The sequence below is a fragment of the Shewanella inventionis genome, from assembly GCF_014641855.1.
GTDB classification, from domain to species: domain Bacteria; phylum Pseudomonadota; class Gammaproteobacteria; order Enterobacterales; family Shewanellaceae; genus Shewanella; species Shewanella inventionis.
On the sequence record NZ_BMII01000048.1, the window covers coordinates 1 to 19,586 of the forward strand.

General features: G+C 40.9%; 20 protein-coding genes and 1 pseudogene. 11 read left to right on the forward strand and 10 right to left on the reverse strand.

The genetic code is table 11. The features are described 5' to 3' along the window. Nucleotides 1–67: 67 nt before the first annotated feature. The 7 genes from IEW93_RS19815 to IEW93_RS19845 form a co-directional block, all read right to left on the reverse strand. Nucleotides 68–1,045, reverse strand: coding sequence for an ArnT family glycosyltransferase (locus tag IEW93_RS19815; RefSeq protein WP_188740964.1), 978 nt, complete (start codon nt 1,043–1,045; stop codon nt 68–70). Between the two features lie 174 nt (nt 1,046–1,219). Next, nucleotides 1,220–1,888 carry a TVP38/TMEM64 family protein gene (locus IEW93_RS19820; protein ID WP_188740965.1) on the reverse strand — a complete coding sequence of 223 codons (669 nt, stop codon included), beginning with the start codon at nt 1,886–1,888 and terminating at the stop codon, nt 1,220–1,222. Then, nucleotides 1,888–2,628, reverse strand: coding sequence for a glycosyltransferase family 2 protein (locus IEW93_RS19825; RefSeq protein WP_188740966.1), 741 nt, complete (start codon nt 2,626–2,628; stop codon nt 1,888–1,890). The genes IEW93_RS19820 and IEW93_RS19825 overlap by 1 nt, the downstream gene beginning before the upstream one ends. A gap of 57 nt (nt 2,629–2,685) precedes the next feature. Continuing rightward, nucleotides 2,686–3,690, reverse strand: a complete 1,005-nt coding sequence (locus IEW93_RS19830) for an NAD-dependent epimerase (protein WP_188740967.1) — start codon at nt 3,688–3,690, stop codon at nt 2,686–2,688. Nucleotides 3,691–3,711: 21 nt separating this feature from the next. Beyond that, nucleotides 3,712–4,143 carry a PD-(D/E)XK nuclease family protein gene (locus IEW93_RS19835; RefSeq protein ID WP_229706723.1) on the reverse strand — a complete coding sequence of 144 codons (432 nt, stop codon included), beginning with the start codon at nt 4,141–4,143 and terminating at the stop codon, nt 3,712–3,714. Between the two features lie 67 nt (nt 4,144–4,210). Further along, nucleotides 4,211–5,479: a restriction endonuclease subunit S gene (locus IEW93_RS19840; RefSeq protein WP_188740968.1), complete on the reverse strand. Its 1,269-nt coding sequence runs from the start codon at nt 5,477–5,479 to the stop codon at nt 4,211–4,213. After that, on the reverse strand, nt 5,469–7,172 hold the full coding sequence (locus tag IEW93_RS19845) for a class I SAM-dependent DNA methyltransferase (protein WP_041154775.1): 1,704 nt from the start codon (nt 7,170–7,172) through the stop codon (nt 5,469–5,471). Before IEW93_RS19845 ends, IEW93_RS19840 begins: the two co-directional genes overlap by 11 nt. A 109-nt stretch (nt 7,173–7,281) precedes the next feature. Here IEW93_RS19845 and IEW93_RS19850 point away from each other — a divergent pair, with 109 nt between their 5' ends. Genes IEW93_RS19850 through IEW93_RS19860 form a run of 3 tightly spaced genes read left to right on the forward strand, consistent with a single transcriptional unit; the run spans nt 7,282 to nt 8,854 of the window. Continuing rightward, nucleotides 7,282–7,878, forward strand: a complete 597-nt coding sequence (locus tag IEW93_RS19850; protein ID WP_140284035.1) for a tyrosine-type recombinase/integrase — start codon at nt 7,282–7,284, stop codon at nt 7,876–7,878. Between the two features lie 9 nt (nt 7,879–7,887). Further along, a complete protein-coding gene (locus IEW93_RS19855) occupies nt 7,888–8,061 on the forward strand; it encodes a hypothetical protein (RefSeq protein WP_188740969.1) in 174 nt (57 codons plus the stop codon). A 55-nt stretch (nt 8,062–8,116) separates the two neighbouring features. Beyond that, nucleotides 8,117–8,854, forward strand: a complete 738-nt coding sequence (locus IEW93_RS19860; protein WP_188740970.1) for a hypothetical protein — start codon at nt 8,117–8,119, stop codon at nt 8,852–8,854. Nucleotides 8,855–9,242: 388 nt separating this feature from the next. Here IEW93_RS19860 and IEW93_RS19865 read toward each other — a convergent pair whose 3' ends face one another. Both IEW93_RS19865 and IEW93_RS19870 read right to left on the reverse strand, forming a co-directional pair. Next, nucleotides 9,243–10,703, reverse strand: a complete 1,461-nt coding sequence (locus IEW93_RS19865) for a DEAD/DEAH box helicase (protein WP_188740971.1) — start codon at nt 10,701–10,703, stop codon at nt 9,243–9,245. Beyond that, complete coding sequence (locus IEW93_RS19870; RefSeq protein ID WP_188740972.1) at nt 10,700–11,206, reverse strand: VspR family transcription factor; 507 nt, start codon at nt 11,204–11,206, stop codon at nt 10,700–10,702. The genes IEW93_RS19865 and IEW93_RS19870 overlap by 4 nt, the downstream gene beginning before the upstream one ends. Before the next feature lie 101 nt (nt 11,207–11,307). Here IEW93_RS19870 and IEW93_RS19875 point away from each other — a divergent pair, with 101 nt between their 5' ends. The 8 genes from IEW93_RS19875 (at nt 11,308) to IEW93_RS19910 (ending at nt 18,758) form a co-directional block, all read left to right on the forward strand. Next, on the forward strand, nt 11,308–11,544 hold the full coding sequence (locus tag IEW93_RS19875) for a helix-turn-helix domain-containing protein (protein ID WP_102037348.1): 237 nt from the start codon (nt 11,308–11,310) through the stop codon (nt 11,542–11,544). A gap of 74 nt (nt 11,545–11,618) precedes the next feature. Beyond that, nucleotides 11,619–11,855, forward strand: a complete 237-nt coding sequence (locus IEW93_RS19880; RefSeq protein ID WP_188740973.1) for an antitoxin Xre/MbcA/ParS toxin-binding domain-containing protein — start codon at nt 11,619–11,621, stop codon at nt 11,853–11,855. A gap of 485 nt (nt 11,856–12,340) precedes the next feature. Further along, the gene (locus IEW93_RS19885; protein ID WP_188740974.1) at nt 12,341–13,063 is read left to right on the forward strand and encodes a glycosyltransferase family 2 protein; all 723 of its coding nucleotides are present in this window, start codon (nt 12,341–12,343) and stop codon (nt 13,061–13,063) included. Further along, the gene (locus IEW93_RS19890; protein ID WP_188740975.1) at nt 13,056–13,790 is read left to right on the forward strand and encodes a TVP38/TMEM64 family protein; all 735 of its coding nucleotides are present in this window, start codon (nt 13,056–13,058) and stop codon (nt 13,788–13,790) included. Before IEW93_RS19885 ends, IEW93_RS19890 begins: the two co-directional genes overlap by 8 nt. Then, complete coding sequence (locus IEW93_RS19895; RefSeq protein ID WP_188740976.1) at nt 13,787–15,511, forward strand: ArnT family glycosyltransferase; 1,725 nt, start codon at nt 13,787–13,789, stop codon at nt 15,509–15,511. Before IEW93_RS19890 ends, IEW93_RS19895 begins: the two co-directional genes overlap by 4 nt. A gap of 494 nt (nt 15,512–16,005) precedes the next feature. Continuing rightward, complete coding sequence (locus IEW93_RS19900) at nt 16,006–17,526, forward strand: ISNCY family transposase (protein ID WP_188740977.1); 1,521 nt, start codon at nt 16,006–16,008, stop codon at nt 17,524–17,526. Nucleotides 17,527–17,777: 251 nt separating this feature from the next. Continuing rightward, nucleotides 17,778–18,230: a Y-family DNA polymerase gene (locus IEW93_RS19905; protein ID WP_188740978.1), complete on the forward strand. Its 453-nt coding sequence runs from the start codon at nt 17,778–17,780 to the stop codon at nt 18,228–18,230. Continuing rightward, entirely contained in the window at nt 18,231–18,758 is a 528-nt protein-coding gene (locus tag IEW93_RS19910) for a DinB/UmuC family translesion DNA polymerase (protein ID WP_188740979.1), read from the forward strand. A 52-nt stretch (nt 18,759–18,810) separates the two neighbouring features. Here IEW93_RS19910 and IEW93_RS19915 read toward each other — a convergent pair. Then, a pseudogene (locus IEW93_RS19915) lies at nt 18,811–19,461 on the reverse strand (Tn3 family transposase); the annotation flags it as partial. Nucleotides 19,462–19,586 lie beyond the last annotated feature (125 nt).

Sequence of the window (19,586 nt, forward strand, 5' to 3'; positions counted from 1 at the left end):
CGCATTCGGGCATCTGCTGTTTGCTTGGATAGCCTGATTAATTCGAAACTGGTGTGTTGTTTCATTGCTAAAAAAGGTGAGTAACGGATATAGCAATTAGATCACATTTTTTCGCGGAATGGTATAAGGTATCACCGCGTTCAGTGACCACCCATGGTCGGCTACGCCAGAAACCACTTAAGAACAACCATGGAAATAAAAGAGCAGGAAGTAGAAGCACGTACCAATAGAATGGTCTTGCATGAGCAAAAGAATTTTGCATTCGATCAACAGATTGCCCCCAAAATATTGCTCTAGCGTATTCTTCACCTCCGGATATGGCGGCAGGGATTGCCCACATTAAGATAATAGCGACAGAGATAAGAACAGCCCAAAGTACTGCTTTGAAAAAGGCTTTATTAATATTGGACGGCGAAGGGTGCCAAATACGAACTAACATTACAAATGGCAAAAAATGCACAAAAATAACAGGACCTTTAGTAAGCAGCGCAAACCCGATTGCAGTTCCGGTGAACCAAATCCATACTGGTCGGTTCGACTCCGAGTATTTCCACAGACTCAATATTGCCAGCAAATAGAATACCGTGAGTATTAAATCAAACATTATCATGCCCGAATACAAAAACCACCCTAAGAAGCTAAACAATATGAGTGGGGACAAGACTTGTGCCTGTTTTGAATCGGGGTAAACTTTCCGAGCCAGTAGATTAACGAGAAAAAGATTTAACAAAGAAAAAACTGGCACCACCAAACGCGACACTGTTTCTGAAGTTCCGAATACAGACCAAACGATGTTAAACAACCAGAACATAAATGGCGGTTTATGGTCATAGGGACTTCCGTTTATGTGTGGTACTAACCAGTTTTTATCTAGCCACATTTCCCACGCGACAGATATATAACGGGTTTCATCTATAGGTAAGATAGGCCTAAAACTAACATTTACCGCTATAAAGACCAGCGCAGTGATAAATGTTAGCAGCCAATATTGCTTACTAGAGACACTAATAGGGTTAGGGTTAGGGTTAGGGTTATTTGTTAACATAGAATTGTTACTCACATCATAATAAAGATAATAAATCCATTTAATTTCTTATTTGATAGTCTTACTGGGATTAAAGAATTAGCCCATCGTCCCGTGTCTTCGCAGATCCACGCTTTCTAGTTCTGACCTAGCAAGTATCTGAACAAGCTAACCTAGACTTTGTGAAAACGGGTATCATAATTCCTCTTCCATTTTTAATAGTTCAACACGGCTCTTAATATGATCTCTGTAAAGAAACCCTGTGAGGATAGCGCTCATGACACCAAAGAAAATGCTAAGGTATATCATTGTGTTACTTGAAGACTGAATTCCTGCCCCCACAAGTGCAAAGATAATAATTTGCGGGAGATAACCGAGTATACTTGCAGTAAGAAATGCGAAAAAAGGTACTCGGACACTACCTGATAAGACGTTAGTCACAACGTTGTTCCCAATAGGAAATAGCCGTAACAGCAATATTTTGTAAAACGGCTTACGACTGGCAAAGGAATTGAACTTAATCATTTTGTTCGGGAAGCGTCGATATAACCAGTTTGCGAATATAAACCGAGCGCAGTAATAATTTAGTGCCGCTGCAAAAATACAAGCGAACAATGTTAATGTAACGCCTAAGTTGATACTGAATAAATACCCAAACACCAATGCAATTGCTTGCTTTGGCCCGCTAAAAGATAAAAAGATGACACTGAAAAGGAATACCACCATTTTCCCTGTCGTACCATTTTGTTGGATGTAACCGACAAGCCAGTTCTTATCTGTCAAATGAACCATAACAGGATTATCAAGCTGATTGGCAATCAGTACCCCAACAACAATGAGAAATAAAAGCTTAATCCACTTCATTATTTGCTATTCACACTACTTACAGCTTTGACCATTGGATTTTTAGTACGTCGTTGTAACCAAATGACACCAAGTAAATCTACGATGCCGACCCAAGCCCTGTTCCAAGCGTTGTAATTTGAAGTGCCGGCTTCTCTGTCTCTATGTGCCACTTGATGAACCACAATTTCACCATCTAAGGATTTGATCAACGCGGGTAAAAAACGGTGCATATGGTCAAAGAATGGCAATCGAAGATAGGTAGCTTTAGGAATGACTTTTAAGCCACAACCGGAGTCTGGTACGCCATCACCTAACAGAGCATGTCGTATTGTATTGGCGACTTTAGATTGGAAACGAACCCAAGCAGTATCTAAGCGTTTAGCCCTGTAGCCTGCAATACAGAAATGTGGTTTTTTCACTTGAGCGGCGAGCTCTAACATACTTGGCATGTCTGACGGATCATTCTGACCATCGGCATCTGATGTAATGATCCACTCACCTTTCGCATGTTTAACTGCGGTTAAAACAGCGGTACTTTGTCCGCAACTTTTCTCATGACTCACAATCTGCAAGTCGCAACCACACTCTTGTGCAGCATCAAGCGCTTCCTGCACGGTATTATCGGTACTGCCATCATCAGTGATGACAATTTCAAATTGAGGATAAACCTTCAAGCTGTCATGAATTTCTTTAACTAACTTCCCTATATTCCCTTGTTCATTTTTAGCTGGAATAACGACTGATATACTCGGCAACATGAGCTCTAACCTTGTTTAAGCTATCTGTAAATAAAAACCTACAGAAAATCATTTTTCTTATTTGTTATAAAATTCTCGGTACCATGACACAAACTCAGCGATACCTTCTTGTATAGATACCTTTGGCTTGTACCCGGTTACCTGTAAAAGATCTTCAGTATCGGCGTATGTACGGTAGACATCGCCCGGTTGCATCTCTCTGAAGTTCTTTTTCGCCTCAATACCTAGTTGGTTTTCTATCCCCTTTATAAAATCCATAAGATTTATAGGAGAACCATGTCCGATATTGTAAACCGCAAAAGGAGCAGAGCTACTCGCGGGTGAGCCGTCCTCAACCTTCCAATGCTTATTTGGGCTAGGAATGACATCTGCAATCCGTACGATACCCTCAACAATGTCGTTAATATGTGTAAAGTCCCTCCACATATCCCCATTGTTGTTAATATCGATGGTATCTCCTTCTAGTATCTTCTTAGTAAAGAGAAAAGGCGCCATATCGGGACGTCCCCATGAGCCATAAACGGTAAAGAAGCGTAGTCCAGTGGTAGGAATTTGATAGAGATGCGAATAGCAATGCGCCATTAACTCATTAGATTTTTTTGTCGCTGCATAAAGGGAAACAGGATGATCAACGCGATCTGACGTAGAGAACGGGACTTTACTATTTAGCCCATAAACGGAACTGGAAGAAGCATAAACTAAGTGTTGAATTCTATTCTGGCGGCAAGCTTCTAATATATTTAAATAACCGGTCAAATTAGATTCAACGTAACAATGGGGGTTATCTATTGAGTATCGTACACCTGCTTGCGCAGCAAGATGAATAACCCGCTCAAACTTCTCTTTCTTAAACAACGTATCAATTGCTTCTTTACTCGAAATATCAAAAGGATAAAATCGAAATAATGGGTGTGCGGAGAAATGCAATCTTGCATGTTTGAGCGCTACATCGTAGTAATCGTTAAGATTATCCACACCAACCACTTCATGTCCCTGAGCATTGAGCTTTCTAACCGTTGCACTTCCTATAAAACCAGCAGCTCCAGTCACTAAGTACTTCATAATTAATCACTAAAATTTTTCTCATATAATGTGTATTTTTGTTAAAAATGTAAACATATGTTGTCCTGAGTGACCCGTAATAAGCACGATGGCAAATGATTTTGCGAGCTTTTCTTCAGCATACTTACGATAGTTGTAAAGCTGTCCATCATGCAGTTCCGACCAAACTTTATGTTCAAATATCAAACAAGAAGTATTATCGGCAGAATCCCAAAGCATATCCGGATATTTACCATCAAAGTTAACTTGCGTATCAATGCGTTCTGAATTGCCTACATGCGGGATCTCGATACCACACTCTTGCCCTTGCTTGAATAAAAGAGACATGATTGCCTCTCTCACAGCGAAATCATTGCGAAGTAACCAAGCGAAGGCTTCTGTAATGAAGTTTTCAATTGACGACTTTTGATGGCTAGAAGCGTATTTACTGACGTTGACGAGTAAACTTTCCATTTCTTAAATTCCATTGCAAACCCCAATAGCAATACAAATACCATTGGGATTTATACTCAATTTATAACTAGTTCTCTTGTTTCTCAGCTAACTCGATTTCGCCGGAAAGCAATTTAGGAAGTAGCGTGTCTCGTAGTGTTGAAAGCTCTATATTTTGACGTACATTCGCCTCAATTTTTTGAAGAAGAGGAGCAACTATCGAGTCAAATTTATTTGCAAGCTCGACTCCACCAAATGGCATTGAGTAGGTATCAAATGTTTTTGTAGTGATCGTGTCAAAAACAGCACCGTGGGTATTGCGTTGAAGAGTGCTTACCGCCTCATTCAAATTAAAGTAATTGTAGAAATCACCAACCTCTTTACCTCGAATGCCATAACAAGACTGATTCATACACATATCAGTACCAACAAGGGCTAGCTTACCAACCGTACCGCGAGCTGTGATAATTGTTGTTCCTTTCGGAAGCAACTTAGTTGAGGATTTATTTAAGCCAAGTTCGGTAATCTTCTCATCGGTATCAACAACAAATACATTGCTTCCCGATGGTACATCTCTAACTGAGAACCAAGGAATATCACCATTCCAATATGTTTCTTCCGAACGCTTTGGAGTTCCGCCACCAGTAAGCTGAATCAAACTTGATAATGTGCTTACTTCCCATCCCTCAGGAATCAATCCCAACTCAGACTCAACTAGCTTTTCGGGGAATAGCGAGGCAGTAGCCGCATCCATACCCTCCGGTTGTTCGCCATTGATCTTGGCTTTCACAGGATCGAAATCGACAAACCACGACTTGAAGATGGCTTGCGCCATTTGTTCTAGGGTTTGATTGGTTTGAGAATTTAAGCGTACTTTCCGTTCTAACCCCTGTAACGAGCAGGCGATAATTTTCTGTATTTCAACAGGAGGCAATTTGAATTCGAAATCCATCATTGCGCCCTTATCGCCCCTAGGCATTTTTGCACCTTTCGAAGTACGAACTGTGAATTCAATAAACTCAGGGCTAGACAGAAAATGGTATAGATATTCAGAGAGAAGAACACTTTCATCTTTTGTTCTAAAAATCAAAACATCTGCCGAAGCACCACCAGAAAAACTAGCTAACCATACTTTTTCAAAATATGTTCTGATATTTGAAAACAATGTGTCTCCAACTCTGAAAGAGTTAAATTTAGCTGCTGATGGTAGGGAATCAGCAGAACTAACACCTCCTTTATAAGGCTGCATGTTTTCTGTTGATATATAACAATCCTTAGTTATCTGATTTGCATCAATTTTTGTTGTAATAATGCAAGCTACATCAGCAAGCTTTACCAGAGGCCAATTACAGCTCATAACCCAACTCCACTAGGTTCTTCTTGATCTCAGCTTCTAGTGTTGCTGATTCTGCAAACTGTTCACTTAACTTACTGGTTAGAACAGTCATCTTTTCAGCAAATGGAACACCATCATCTAGTTCTTCAGCAGCACCAACGTATCGTCCCGGAGTGAGCACAAAATCGTGTTTCTTAATCTCTTCTAACGTTGCTGATTTACAGAAGCCTGCTTGGTCTTCGTAAGCGACACCATTTACTTCCGCACCCGTTTTCCATGCATGGTAAAGGTCAGCGACTTTCTGGATATCATCTTGGGTAAAATCTCGAAGCACACGGTCTTTCATATAGCCAAGGTTACGTGCATCAATAAACAACACTTCACCTTTACGATCACGTAGTTTTCGGCCTGATTTATCGGTACGGGCTTTCTTGTTTTTGGTTAAAAACCAGATACAAGCAGGGATCTGGGTGTTGGTAAACAGTTGTCCCGGAAGCGCAACCATACATTCAACCAAATCGTTCTCGACTAAGGCCGCACGAATTTCACCTTCGTTGTTGGTGGTTGAACTCATCGAGCCATTGGCAAGTAACAAGGCTTGAGAACCATCAGGAGCTAGGTGGTAAAGCATATGCTGCATCCACGCAAAGTTTGCGTTACCCGACGGTGGTGTGCCGTATACCCAGCGCGGATCATTATCATCGACACCCGTATTCCACTCTTTCATGTTGAAAGGAGGGTTAGCCATGATGAAGTCAGCACGCAAATCAGGATGTTGGTCATTGGTGTAGGTACTGGCAGGTTCCTTACCAAAATCATAATCCAACCCACGGATTGCCATGTTCATCGCAGCAAGCTGCCATGTGGTGTAGTTGTATTCCTGACCGTAAATAGAGATTCTTTGTTTTTGCGTGAGTGGGTCAATCTCTTTTTGGTTCGCGCGGCGCTCAATAAACTTCTCTGATTGCACAAAGAAACCGCCCGAACCCATTGCAGGGTCATACACACGGCCTTCAAACGGCTCAATCATCTCAACAATCAGCGAAACGATTGATGCAGGCGTGTAGAACTGACCGCCTTTCTTACCTTCAGCAAGAGCAAATTGGCCTAGGAAGTATTCGTAAATATGACCAAGAATATCTTTGCTGTTAAGCGACTTATGATTGAATGGGATGGTCGCGATGAGGTTAATCAGCTCATTAAGTTTTGACTGATCAATTTTTAGAGCGGCGTAGTGCTTGTTGAGTACACCTTTTAGCTTCTGGTTGTCGCGCTCAATCCCCTCCAATGCATTATCAATCAGGTGACCAACAGACGTGATTTTCTTCGTTTTACCATCAATAACCAAATCGGCACCACCAATAACCATCGGGCCATTGTCTTGCAGGAACTTCCAACGAGATTCTGTAGGCAACCAAAACACGTTTTTCTCTTTGTAGTAATCGCGCTGTTCCAGCTCAATCGCGATTTCTTGTTCAAGTTCTTCAGCCGTGTAACCTTCAGGATCGAGGAAGTACTCGTGATCAGGATTAGCAAAGTCTTGTTTTAGCTCTTCTTGGCGCAACATGAAGGCGTCAGACACGTATTTAACGAAAATTAAGCCAAGCACCGCATGTTTGTATTGAGAGGCATCGAGTGACGCACGGAGTTTGTCTGCGGCTGTCCAGAGCTTGCTTTCCAGCTCTTTGAGGAATAGTTGTTCTTGTTCGTTCATTACGGGTTTCTTGAGTTCGAAAAATTGGCCTTATGATACCAGTAACTACGCAAATTTCCTTGAGTTCTGCCTTACTTAACAGTGATTTTTATGAAGTAAGGAGCACATTATGGTTGCTTGGAATAAAGGAAAAAGAGTTGGGCAGAAGAAAGCGTTCAAATTGGAAGACATTTGGCGCATCCGTATTCGGTTGGAGCTTGAGGAACGGTTATTTGAATTGGCGCTGTTTAACCTTGCCATCGATAGCAAGCTCAGAGCATGTGACTTACGTAACCTAAAGGTACAAGACGTCAGCCGTAGTGGCTGCGTGATGTCACGAGCGATTGTGAAGCAACAGAAAACCCATCAAGAAGTGCACTTCGAGATCACGCCTAAGACCCAACAAACCTTATCTCAATGGATTATCCTGAATGGTCTGACACCAACCGACTACGTATTCCCAAGTCCACGCCGTGAAGGGCAACCAATCTCTTACCATTACTACACGACTATGGTTAACCGATGGGTGACTGATATCGGTTTAGATAAAACTCAATACGGCACACATTCGCTACGCCGTACCAAGGCTTCTTTGATCTACGCCAAAACCAAGAACTTACGCGCTATTCAGTTACTTCTTGGTCATGCTAAGTTAGAAAGTACGATTGAATACCTTGGTGTTGAGATTGAGGATGCCCTGAGGATTTCGGAGAGTTGTGAGACGTGAGGAACCATCATGCAATGCCCTGAATGTGAAGACCACTTTGATTGGGATTGGGTTGAAGACGAGTGCATTGAGCCAAACGAAGAGTTTGATTGCCCAAGTTGTGAGGTGACACTACGTTACACCATTGATGAAGGCACTTATTATGGCGCTCAGCACAAGACCGTTGAGGTTGTTGATAATTGATACAAACAACTAGACTCCAACCCCAACTAAATAGTCCATTGGAAAGAGAATTTAAATGCAAGAACATCAGCAACAAATCTACGCCCTCAGAAAGCGCATAGTTGCAATCGAAGGGTTTGACCAAGCAGATTGGATCACTATTGGAGATGCAACTGATTGCCAACACATAATCGAGAGCCATCATCGCTTGCTACGAGCACTGAATTTTGGCGACCCTGACTACCCTTCTGCTGTAGGAGACGTTCTGAAAAGTATGTTTACCTACCATAGAAACTCTCTTGATGATGTAACGAATTTCTTGGACAGAAATTACCCGTTAACAAACAATGTGTCAGTTTCTACTGCTCCAACAGAGTCAACAAAGTCCATTGTTTTTACTCCAAACATTTTTCAAATACCGGGCAATGAAGTTGAGAGTGACCTCGTGTCAATAATGATGCCATTTGCAGGTTTTGACGATGTTCACCAAGGTATTGTTAGAGCATGTAAACAGGCGGGTTACCGCTGCCAAAGAGCTGATGACATTTGGGAGCATTCGACGATACTTCAAGACATCTTTTCTTTGATCTATCGCTCTAAGATTGTCATTGCCGACTTCTCTGGACGTAATCCCAATGTGATGTACGAGGTTGGAATCGCACACACTTTAGGCAAAATAGTAATACCTATCAGTCAAACGCTAGAGCATATCCCATCAGATCTTCAAGGACACAGAATTCAAACCTATTTAAAAAATGGGGAAGGAATCGATAAATTAGAAACTGCTTTGGCAGCTAAGTTGAAGAGTATCTAAGCCAAATATTCTGAAAAGCACCGAGTACATCTAAGGCGCTTTTGTCCCGAAGCGACTTACCAATCCAATTAAAATTTCACTCTCACCGCATAACTATTATTAACGTCACATGAGTTATATTTGGGTAAATTGCGACTGATTGAAATCGCAAATTTGTTAGACGAAACCAATAATGGGGCAGAAATGTGTTAACCCTAACCGTTGCTCCGCAAAAAACTCAAAAATAATATAAATGCACAGTAATGACGTTTAAGCGTTATATGTAACGCTTTCATATAATGAGTTTTAATGCCAAAATTTGTGTTAAAACAAAATTATCTAACTAACGTGTTTATATCTACAACTTGATAGCGTTACGTAATCATATAGAAACAACAATCTTATTGAGTTAATTGAAATCTAAAAGTCCCAAAGCTATTGTCTCTTGCTTGAATCGTCCAAAGTTATTGATAAGGTTTTTATATGAGGATGATAGATCATGTTCTTTTATCTCGGAAGCTAAGTCTTTGGTTTTAGTGTCACGTTCATCACTGGAATTATTAGCAGATGTATCCGTTTCTGAGCTTGAAAGCTCAAGGTTTAGCCCTTTATTTGATGCTTGTGTAACCAGCGTATCAAAAGAAATGGGTAAATCATTTAACTTTTTATCATATTCTTTGTTCTCTTTCATGTTTTCAAATTTGACGACATCAGCTTCGAACGGAATATCCTCTTTCACCCTGTATGCATATTCCAATAATTTGGGTTCTGCGGGCATATATAAAATCGCTTGCTGATTTGTCGATTCCGTCAGTCTTAGAATTCGGCCCAATATTTGTCTGAAATGCATTTCTGTCTTAATGTTCGTCAGGTGACAACAAACCTGTAGACGTGGAATGTTAGTCCCTTCGCTTATCATTCCAACTGAAATAATCCACCTAGTTTGGGAGTGCCTAAAACGTTGAATGATGGTGCTAGAATTACTTTCTTTGTACGTAACGACAACAGCATCTTCTTTAAACCAAGATTTCATCAAAGAAGATATCATGTTTGCATGGCTAACAGACGATGCGACGATTAGCCCTGCTCCATCTGGGTTTACAAGCCTAATCTTCGATAGTTTTTTATTTGATGCAGTGATTATAAACTTGAGCACTGCCTCATTTTCAATTACCTGTTGATACGAAACATTTGAGTTTGACAATAAATCGCTAAAGCTAGTAAATATCTGTGTGGCATTAGTATCGACAACCGAAATTTTCACATTATCTACAGCAACAATTTGAGGCACTCGACAAACTTTGTCACGAACAGCCTCCGCTAGACCATAGACATAATCACATGCGATTTGGCTGTCAGATTGAATATATTTTGAAAGAACAATAGGTGCGGTGTCAGAGCGCCAAGGAGTGCCTGTTAGAGCTAAAGTAAATTTAGCTCTATCATGAATATTGAGTAAAATCTGCTCCCCCCAAGAATTTGCATTTCCAAGGTTTGAGCCAGCACAGTGATGAATTTCATCGAAAATAACGAATATGCGGTTTGATTCGAATAGCTGCCAAAATTGGCCATCAAGAAATTGAAGACTCTGGTATGTTAACGACCGACCTTTTGCTCCCATAAGACCATCAAATCGTTCACCTGCTTGTGTTTCTAAGCTTTCAGCAAAATCTTGAGCAACAATTGATGAAGGAGAAAAGCATATGATTAAATCTATGAGCTTATTTTTTAAAAGGTAACTCGCTAACGCTGAAGCCATTAGAGTCTTACCTGCACCTGGTGTAGCAAGCGTTAAAAAATGATCGTATCCATTAGAATAGTTGCTCAATGCTTGGTTAATACAGCGCTCTTGCCAAGGTCTAAGTTTCATGTTCTCTGCCTAATAATGTCTTCAATAGCTTTAATCTTGCCTAGCAGCTTCGTGTTGTTATCTCTTGCCATATGATATTTGGGTTGGATCTCGTCAACTAGTTCAGGCATATCTAAATAAATATCTTTATAGGCCTCTGACTCTCCGATGCTTTGCAGTAACTCGGCTTTATAGCAAACCAACTTCTCTAATAATTTTTGATGATGACCATCTGTTTTAGTAGCCGCTATTGACTCGAAACTTATGGTTTTTACTTGAAGATTATTAGCATCGAAAAGATTGGTTTTACTAAAGCGAGTTTGGCCTTTAACTTTAGAGATACTCTTCTTCAACCACCCTTTTCTAACAAGCTTTAAGAGCTCGGAATAGATCATTCGCCTCACGTTGCTTGGATTAAGTTTGGGATCTTTTTTTAATGCTAGAAATGCAGACCTGACATCACTCGTAGTGAAATTGTCAAAATTTCCAGCTTCAATAACTTGAGCGACAACGGGATCTAACATTGTGACATGACCTAAAATAAACTCAATAATGGGTATTATAGGGCGTGGTTCTTTACACCTCAACATGAAAATCTAAACATTTTACCTGAAGGGAAAATAGGGTGAATGATTTAGTGACTGATTTTGGCAAAATGCTAAGATTAAAACGTAAAAATGCAGGTTATTCTCAAGAAGACTTTGCTACATTGGCTGGTATTGAAAGAGGAAACTACGGGAAAATGGAACGTGGGCTTGTCAATGTCAAATTAGAAACGTTATATAAACTGGCAATTGCACTCGACTGCGAATTTGATGAAATTATGCCTCCTAAGTGTAGTTACAAGGTGGAAGTAAATTAGCGAGGAAGATGTAAGCGATATGGCTTCATCTTTTTTATATAGGACATATGAGTTGGCTACGAGGATTAAAGCTAATGAGCGATATATTAGAGCTTCAAAAGTTACTGAGTCCTTATTATTCAAAAGAAGAAGTCATTTATATATCTTCACTTTTGATGTCCTGGAGTGGTAGTTCTGATGAGGCAGTAAACTGGTTACACAAACCGATTCCTGCCTTTGGGCACATGACTGCTATAGAGGGATGTGAAAAAGGTTTATCTGAGTATATTATGACTTACCTGAAACAAATCGAAAACGGTGGTTTTGCGTAAATGAATCGAATATCTCTTTTTCAAAATGATGTAAAAATCATTAGGGATGTTACATTTCTTACTTGATCAACCTGAACTTAATCTCTAAGTTACAAATCAAGAGAGCGATACAAATAACCGTGGATAGTAAAGTCGTACAAGCTTTGCCTTCATAGTGTTGAGCTACTTTTTATGACAGTTTGTATTCTTAAATCGTTAAAATTGACTCAATTTACAAAAAAATATGACAATTGATACGATGTTTGAAATGCAAGATAAACACAAACATAAACCACTGTTAAAGATAGGTTTTATAATAAAACGTCATTTTTCCGTCTAAAATAATTAGCAAGGGTGGAAATTGATGGGCTTAATTGATCCTAAAGTCATTCAGTGCGGCAAGATTGAATCATTTAAGAACTTAATCTGATCTATCTCAACTTAAGCAAACCTTAAGGTAATTAGAATAGGCTATTGTTTTATTATTCAATATGGATATTCACTTGATGTTGTCTATCGTTATCCCTGCCAAAAATGAGCAACAAAATGTCAAACCTTTAGTGAATGAAATTGTTGCTGCACTGAGAGATGTTGCAACTTTTGAAATTCTTTATATTGACGATGGTAGCGATGACGGCACTTATGCAGAAGCGATGGATATGCAGACCGAAACGACCCCAGAGATGCGGCCTTATAAACACTCTTTTTCTGTTGGCCAAAGTGGTGCGGTTCGAACCGGCGTATCAAAAGCAGTAGGTGATTTAATCGTAACCTTGGACGCAGATGGGCAAAATAATCCTGCCGATATTCCTTTGTTATTGGAACAAGCACTAAAACTTCCACAAGGTTCAGATTTTTGTGTGGCGGGTTACCGTAAACAACGCAAAGACACCCGTTGGAAGCGTTTTCAGTCAAGGATCGCAAACGGTGTACGCAGAAAATTGCTTGGTGATGACACCCCTGACACTGGCTGTGGTCTAAAGATATTCCCGCGAAAAACCTTTTTAGCATTACCTTACTTTGATCATATTCACCGTTTTCTTCCGGCTCTGGTTAAGCGTATTGGCGGCACAATAGTAGTAGTGGAAGTAAGTCATAGAGATCGTCAGTTTGGGGAATCGAAATACAATATGTTGGGGCGTTTAGGTGTGGGCTTGGTTGATATGTTGGGAGTGATTTGGCTACAGCGGCGTTATAAAGCCTCTATTGTAGTTGAAGATCATGACTGAACGTTTACTTGCACTGATTCGAGTCAAATGGTTGAAACGGGCTATGATTTTATTGACCATTTGCATATTTGGCGGGGCCATTGTAGCCAATAACATGGTATTTCAGTCATTTAACGAAAACTGGATAGATGCTCACATTAGAAATAATGGGTTCACTGGCATGTTGCTGTTTTTGGGACTCGGAGCAATAGCGACTGCATTAGGAAGCCCAAGACAATTGCTGGCTTTTTTTGGGGGGTATGCGTTTGGGTTTGTTAACGGTGCATTACTCTCGACTTTATCAGCAGGCTTGGGTTGTATTTTAAGTATGTATTTTGCGAGGTTTGCAGTAAGAAAACAGATTAAACAGCGCTACCCACAAAAAATATCCGCTATCGACCGCTTCTTAGCTAAAAGCCCCTTTACAAAAACTATCGTTATCAGGCTTTTGCCAATTGGAAATAATTTGGTGACTAATCTGGTTGCCGGTGTCAGCCATGTGAGTGGTCTGTCTTTTGTATTGGGCTCTTTGATTGGTTACCTGCCGCAAATGGCCATTTTTGCTTTAATGGGCAAGGGGGTAATTGTTCTATCTATTTGGAAAGTCGTTTTAAGTATTGCGCTATTTGTTATTTCAAGTCTGTTGAGTGTCAGGCTCTATAAACAATACAAAGCAGATAGTTTGATTGATGACAGTGAGCTAGCCGATCTTGAAAATATGCAACGAGATGAGGCAATCAATAAATGACCCCAAATAATAGCTGGGGTGAGTATTTTTATAATATATCCTCTGAGCATCGCCATGCGCTATTTTGGTTAATGTCGATTACTGCTAGCTTGATATTAGTTGGGTTAGGGTTGCGGGATCCTTGGCCTGCCGACGAACCAAGATTTGCCTTGGTGGCAAAGGAAATGGTTGATACAGGGCAATGGTTTTTTCCTGCTAGAGCCCAAGAATTGTATCCTGACAAACCGCCTATTTTTATGTGGTCAATTGCGTTTTTCTATTGGGTAACCGATTCGATCACTGTTGCTTTTTTACTACCCTCAGCATTGAGTGGCTTATTGACCGTATTTTTAGTCTACGACATTGGGCGTAAGTTATGGTCAACCCAAGTCGGCTTTATCGCAGGGCTACTACTCACTTTTAGTATCCAGTTTATGTTACAGGCCAAAACGGCGCAGATTGATGCCATGGTGTGTGCTTTTATCACCCTAGGTTGTTACGGATTACTCAGATTTACTCTGGTTGATGGCAAGTGGCGCTGGTACTTCATGGCATGGTTTTTTATGGGCATAGGCGTAATAACCAAAGGTGTCGGCTTTTTGCCATTGCTAATGCTAATACCTTATATTTTGTTGCGCCTTTCTGGTAAGCAATATGCACAGGCTCCCATTATCAGCCATCATTGGTTTTGGTATCTCGGGCCGCTGGTCATGCTATTTGCCATATCCCTTTGGTTTGTACCTATGTTGTGGTGGGTAGAGCAAAGTCAAAACCCATTATATGAAGTGTATCGTGACAATATTCTGTTCAAACAGACTGTGACCCGGTATGCCAATTCATGGCACCACATTAAACCTTTTTGGTACTACTTAACCTCTGTTATCCCCGTTTTTTGGCTACCCATTAGTCTAGCCTTACCTTGGTTAGTCAAGCCTTGGTGCAAGGCGATTAAACAATTAGATGCGAGGATCATATTGCCTCTTAGTTGGATTATGCTGGTGATACTGTTTTTCAGTCTAAGTTCAGGTAAACGTGGCGTATATGTTCTGCCTGCGTTGCCTATGCTGGCATTGATAACGGCTCCGTATTTTGCTCAGTTATTGAAAAGTAAAGTGCTTGTTAGTCTGGTATGGACAACCGTAGGATTGCTGTCTACAGCATTTGTTGTTTTTGCACTGGCAGGCTTCGCAGAGGTTAGTTTTACTGTTGGTATAAGTGATAAATACAATATTGTACCTTGGCTGTTTTTCCTCATAATTGGTGGCGCGGGGATATTCAGTTGTGCTTGGTGTTTTAAAGGTAAAAAGTGGCAAAGTTGGCCAATTTTTATCACAGTGTTGTGGGGTGTTTACAGTACCTTGGGATATCAGTTGCTTAATGACGTGCGAACACCTAAAAACATATATCGAGAAGTCAGTAACATTATCGAACCTGATGCAGAAGTGGCGCTTGTGGATTTCTCTGAACAGTTTATTTTGTTTTCGCCTTACCCAATCACTCATTTTGGCTACCATACACAGCATCAAAAACAACTGGCTGCTGCTTGGGAATGGCAAAAAACGCAACCACAGAGATATGTCATTATGAATTATGAACTGGTTACCGATTGTTTTGACAAAAATAAGGCGATGCATCTAGGCTTCGCCCATAGGGTCGACTGGGTTCTATTAAATGCTGCTAGTCGTTTGGATAGTTGTACTCAGGCCCCCGAGAATTTGCCTGAATATCGATATGGATATTGAATAAAAAAAGTTGCACGCTTTACGTTTCACTAAAGTCTACAAAGACCGCTTTGTCGGATCACCTGCCATTAGGATACCAATCGATAACATCAAATAGTTTAAAGTTATACAGATTGCTTGAACGACTATAGATCGCTCTAAAGGGACTAAACCACAATAAATCGCTACGTCCGCTTCCTTGGGCAAAGGAGACGGTCGGCCAAGTTAAATTTAGTAACTTCTTTTAGGCTCTAAGCAGCCTGTCAGATAACTCCTGCTCACCGTCTGAACATGGCACGAAGCCGTCTGTAAGGTTTGGTCAAGCTCTGTATATAGAAAATGTAAGATTGAGTTCAGATTAATTCACCTTAATTTGTTAACACCAAGCGACTTTGTCGTATCTTAATTACCAAGCAATTCTGTCGTAATTGCTAATTACCAAGGGAAACTGTCGGTCTCTTTTTTTACATGTTTGTTAGTGTTCTTGTTTTTTGAATACTAGAGGCATGTTGAGGATGATTGTGATGGATTCTAAAGCTCAACTAACCGTTGATATAATTGCCAAAGTGGTTGAAGGCAGAATAACAATTGCCAATGCAGCTAAGCTACTCAGTAAGTCTAGACGTTCAATAGAACGCTATGTAAAGAGATATCAGAAAGTCGGTATTCAGTTTGTTGTCCATGGTAACAGTGGTAAGTCACCACCAAATAAAACACCAGCGTCAATTAAAAAAGCAGTTCAATCTTTAATTAAAGATAAGTATTTTGATTTGAATTTGCTGCACTTGGCTGAGCAGCTTGAAGTGAATGAACAGATAACTGTAAAGCGAGAAACACTGCGTGGATGGGCACATGATATTCACCATGTAAAACGTGCTAAACGTCGGCGCGGTATCGTACGTAAACGCAGAGAGCGTATGGCAGCGCCGGGCTTAATGATGCAGATGGATGGTAGTCCCCATCGTTGGTTTGGCGATAAGAAGCATTGTTTGATTGCGATGATTGATGATGCCACCAGTGAAGTACATGCAGAGTTCTTCCCATCTGAAACCACCGCTGGTTGCATGAAAGTCATGCGCGATTGCATCGAAACTAAGGGCGTGTTTAAAACGCTGTACGTGGATAGAGCGGGTATCTTCGGTGGCCCTAAGCGTTGCAACTTCTCACAAATGCAGCGTGCATGTGAAGAATTGGGTATTGAGATTATCTTCGCCAATTCGCCTCAAGGTAAAGGCCGTGTTGAACGTGCCTTTGATACATTTCAAGACCGCCTTGTACCTGAGCTAAGGCTTAACAATATTAAAGATATAGCCAGTGCCAATGCATACCTGAAACATGTATTCATCCCACAATTCTGGCAGTCTAGAATTCAAGTGAAATCAAAGCAAGCGCCTGAATTTACACCATTATCGAAACACACCAACCTTGATGATATCTGCGTCATTAAAGACCATCGTAAGATCCGCAATGACCACACCTTCAGCTACGGTAACAAGTTCTATTTGATTGATTCACCGCTAAAACATTCCATAGCTAATCAGAAAATTGAGATCCGAAATACCAGCAAGAAAGGCTTCACCGCACACTTCGCAGGGCGGCAACTCAAGGTATCTGAAGTAAATGAGCCAAGTAAGCTTGAATCAGAAGACTTAGCAGTACAAAAGAAACTAGAGGTATTAGCATTAATCAAAAAGCTTGGAAGTATCAGTGCAGCTTCACGCCAAAGTGGCGTGTCACGAGACACTATTCACCGACACTTAAGACTGGTTAAGCAAGGCGGTCCTGTTGCCTTAAAACGTCAAGAAACTCCCGATATAAGGCATAAAAACTGTGTAGATAAAGCCATCGAAGATGCAGTCGTAAAATTCTCCGTTGAGCATCCCCACCTTGGTCAACAGAAAGTGGCCATCAAGCTGACTGAAGCCCTCGGTATTGATATTAGCGCAGGCGGTGTGCGTAGCATGTGGCTAAGAAACAATATGAATACCACTGCACTGAGAGTTGAAAAGTCGCAAGCGTTGCAAGAATCGGCATAAATCATAGCCAGTTTAACAACTGGCTGATATGCTATTTACGACAAAGTCGCTCGGTAATTAGACCGACAGTCTCCCTTGGTAATCACATTAATTCACCTTAATTAATTCACCTTAATTGTTGAGAATTCATGAGCCCCATATCAAAAAATTCTCAACTTATTGCTTAATATCGGTGAGAATTACACAAAGCAGGCTACAGGCTTTATTTAGAAAGGTTTTTCATAACATTTTAGGGGGTAAAACGTGTAACGGTGAACAATGACGGATGCATCGTTGCTGCTTGTGGTCTAGCGAAAAAATTAGGTCTGTCCCTCAAATTCAAACCGTACTTTCAAATTAAAAAGGAATTAGATAAAGCGGGTGTCGTGCCGAGAAGCTCAAATTATGCTTTATATGCGGACCTTAGTAATAAGATGATGGAGACTTGCTCACGGTTTGCCAAGGAAAGTTACGTCTATTCGATTGACGAATGTTTTTTGGACTTTGGGGACTTTTACTCTGCTCAAGACGAAAGTCAATGGCTTGAGCTAGGGGAACTCATGAGGCGCACTGTATGGCGAGAAGTGAGGCTACCAATTGGCGTGGGCATCGGTGTAACACCGACGCTTGCAAAAGCAGCTAATCACGCATCTAAACGAATACATGGCTATCACGGTGTTGCTGTTATCAACGATGAAAAATCAAGGTTCAACATACTGTCTTAAATGGCATTATCAGACATTTGGGGAATTGGCGGAAAACTGTCAAAGCGACTAGAAGCTATCGGCTATAAAACAGCGTGGGATTTGAGTAAAGCCAACCCGCAAGAAATACGCAAAGGTTTCTCTATACTTGTTGAAAATACCGTTCGTGAGTTACGTGGCGAAGTTCGCTTGAGTTGGGATGATCACAGACCAGCAAAAAAAGAAATTTACAGTAGCCGGTCATTTGGTGAGCGCGTGACGTGCAAAGATGAATTAAGACGCTCCTTGATCGGTCATGCCGAAGCCGTCGCTAGAAAGCTAAGAAAGCAAGGCTCCTTAACAAAAGCACTGACGGTGTTCGCTTCAAACTCACCTCACGATGATGATAGGGTTTATTCAAAACAAATTGTCGTGAAGATGGAAGTGCCAAGTTGTGATTCACGCTTGATTTCGAATCGGGTTTCCCAAGCGCTTGAGAAAATATATAAGCCTGGGGTGCGATTTTATAAATCAGGGGTTCTAGGGATTTTCCCCTCTAAAGTAACATAAATCGCCATAACCCAAGCAGTTAGTGGCTTGTGGAGCTGGGTTACCTTTCATTTTAGACTTCATTTTGAACAATAGGCCTAGTTATTTCCTGTAAATCAGGTAGTTTGCGGTTACTAGCGAACTGATAAGTGCCGCTTAGATTAATATTCTGCCATGCAACGGGTGATACTTGTCGAGTTATTGCAGCTTTTTCCTCGTCACCAACGTCTTCAAAGTGCAGTAGTAGATGACTTAGGATCATCGAGTTAAAGTAAATAATTGCATTTGCCGTCAAACGGGCACACTCGTTCCAAACGACTATTTCTGATTCGTTTTTTCCGCGGAACTGGTCACGATTGACCGATGCAATGGCTCGCCTGAGGAAATGCCAGGCTTCGCCTCGGTTCAGTGCTCGTTGAACATATTGGCGCAGACTTGCATCATCAATATAATCAAGTAAATATTGGGCTTTGATGAGCCTATTATATTCCGTTAATGCTTGTAATATAGGGTGTCCAGATGGATAACCAGATAATTTGCGTACTAGCAATGCCTGTGTTGTGCGTTTTTCTTGAAGGGATAACACAATACGCTGAATATCCTGCCAGCCTTCCTCAATCACATTCATTTTTATCGGCTTTTTCAGCGCCAGATGCGTATTTCCGTCGTCGCTTTCAGTTACGTTAAATAGGTCATTGATCACACTGGTGAACTGAGCATACCTAGTACTAATTCCATTTAATTCTGACTGTTTAAAAACTTATAAGCTCGGTTGAGTTTCGACCGGGCGTTATCTACATCAAACATCCAATTAATACTAGCCTTCTCGTTATTCCTGGTTGTTTCCCA

Coding starts and splice junctions, on each gene's coding strand:
- IEW93_RS19850 (WP_140284035.1), top strand. CDS start 7,282: ATGGTTGCTTGGAATAAAGGAAAAAGAGTTGGGCAGAAGAAAGCGTTC.
- IEW93_RS19880 (WP_188740973.1), top strand. CDS start 11,619: ATGAGCGATATATTAGAGCTTCAAAAGTTACTGAGTCCTTATTATTCA.
- IEW93_RS19890 (WP_188740975.1), top strand. CDS start 13,056: ATGACTGAACGTTTACTTGCACTGATTCGAGTCAAATGGTTGAAACGG.
- IEW93_RS19815 (WP_188740964.1), bottom strand. CDS start 1,045: ATGTTAACAAATAACCCTAACCCTAACCCTAACCCTATTAGTGTCTCT.
- IEW93_RS19870 (WP_188740972.1), bottom strand. CDS start 11,206: ATGTTAGATCCCGTTGTCGCTCAAGTTATTGAAGCTGGAAATTTTGAC.
- IEW93_RS19820 (WP_188740965.1), bottom strand. CDS start 1,888: ATGAAGTGGATTAAGCTTTTATTTCTCATTGTTGTTGGGGTACTGATT.
- IEW93_RS19845 (WP_041154775.1), bottom strand. CDS start 7,172: ATGAACGAACAAGAACAACTATTCCTCAAAGAGCTGGAAAGCAAGCTC.
- IEW93_RS19885 (WP_188740974.1), top strand. CDS start 12,341: ATGTTGTCTATCGTTATCCCTGCCAAAAATGAGCAACAAAATGTCAAA.
- IEW93_RS19900 (WP_188740977.1), top strand. CDS start 16,006: ATGATTGTGATGGATTCTAAAGCTCAACTAACCGTTGATATAATTGCC.
- IEW93_RS19855 (WP_188740969.1), top strand. CDS start 7,888: ATGCAATGCCCTGAATGTGAAGACCACTTTGATTGGGATTGGGTTGAA.
- IEW93_RS19895 (WP_188740976.1), top strand. CDS start 13,787: ATGACCCCAAATAATAGCTGGGGTGAGTATTTTTATAATATATCCTCT.
- IEW93_RS19910 (WP_188740979.1), top strand. CDS start 18,231: ATGGCATTATCAGACATTTGGGGAATTGGCGGAAAACTGTCAAAGCGA.
- IEW93_RS19860 (WP_188740970.1), top strand. CDS start 8,117: ATGCAAGAACATCAGCAACAAATCTACGCCCTCAGAAAGCGCATAGTT.
- IEW93_RS19865 (WP_188740971.1), bottom strand. CDS start 10,703: ATGAAACTTAGACCTTGGCAAGAGCGCTGTATTAACCAAGCATTGAGC.
- IEW93_RS19840 (WP_188740968.1), bottom strand. CDS start 5,479: ATGAGCTGTAATTGGCCTCTGGTAAAGCTTGCTGATGTAGCTTGCATT.
- IEW93_RS19825 (WP_188740966.1), bottom strand. CDS start 2,628: ATGTTGCCGAGTATATCAGTCGTTATTCCAGCTAAAAATGAACAAGGG.
- IEW93_RS19830 (WP_188740967.1), bottom strand. CDS start 3,690: ATGAAGTACTTAGTGACTGGAGCTGCTGGTTTTATAGGAAGTGCAACG.
- IEW93_RS19835 (WP_229706723.1), bottom strand. CDS start 4,143: ATGGAAAGTTTACTCGTCAACGTCAGTAAATACGCTTCTAGCCATCAA.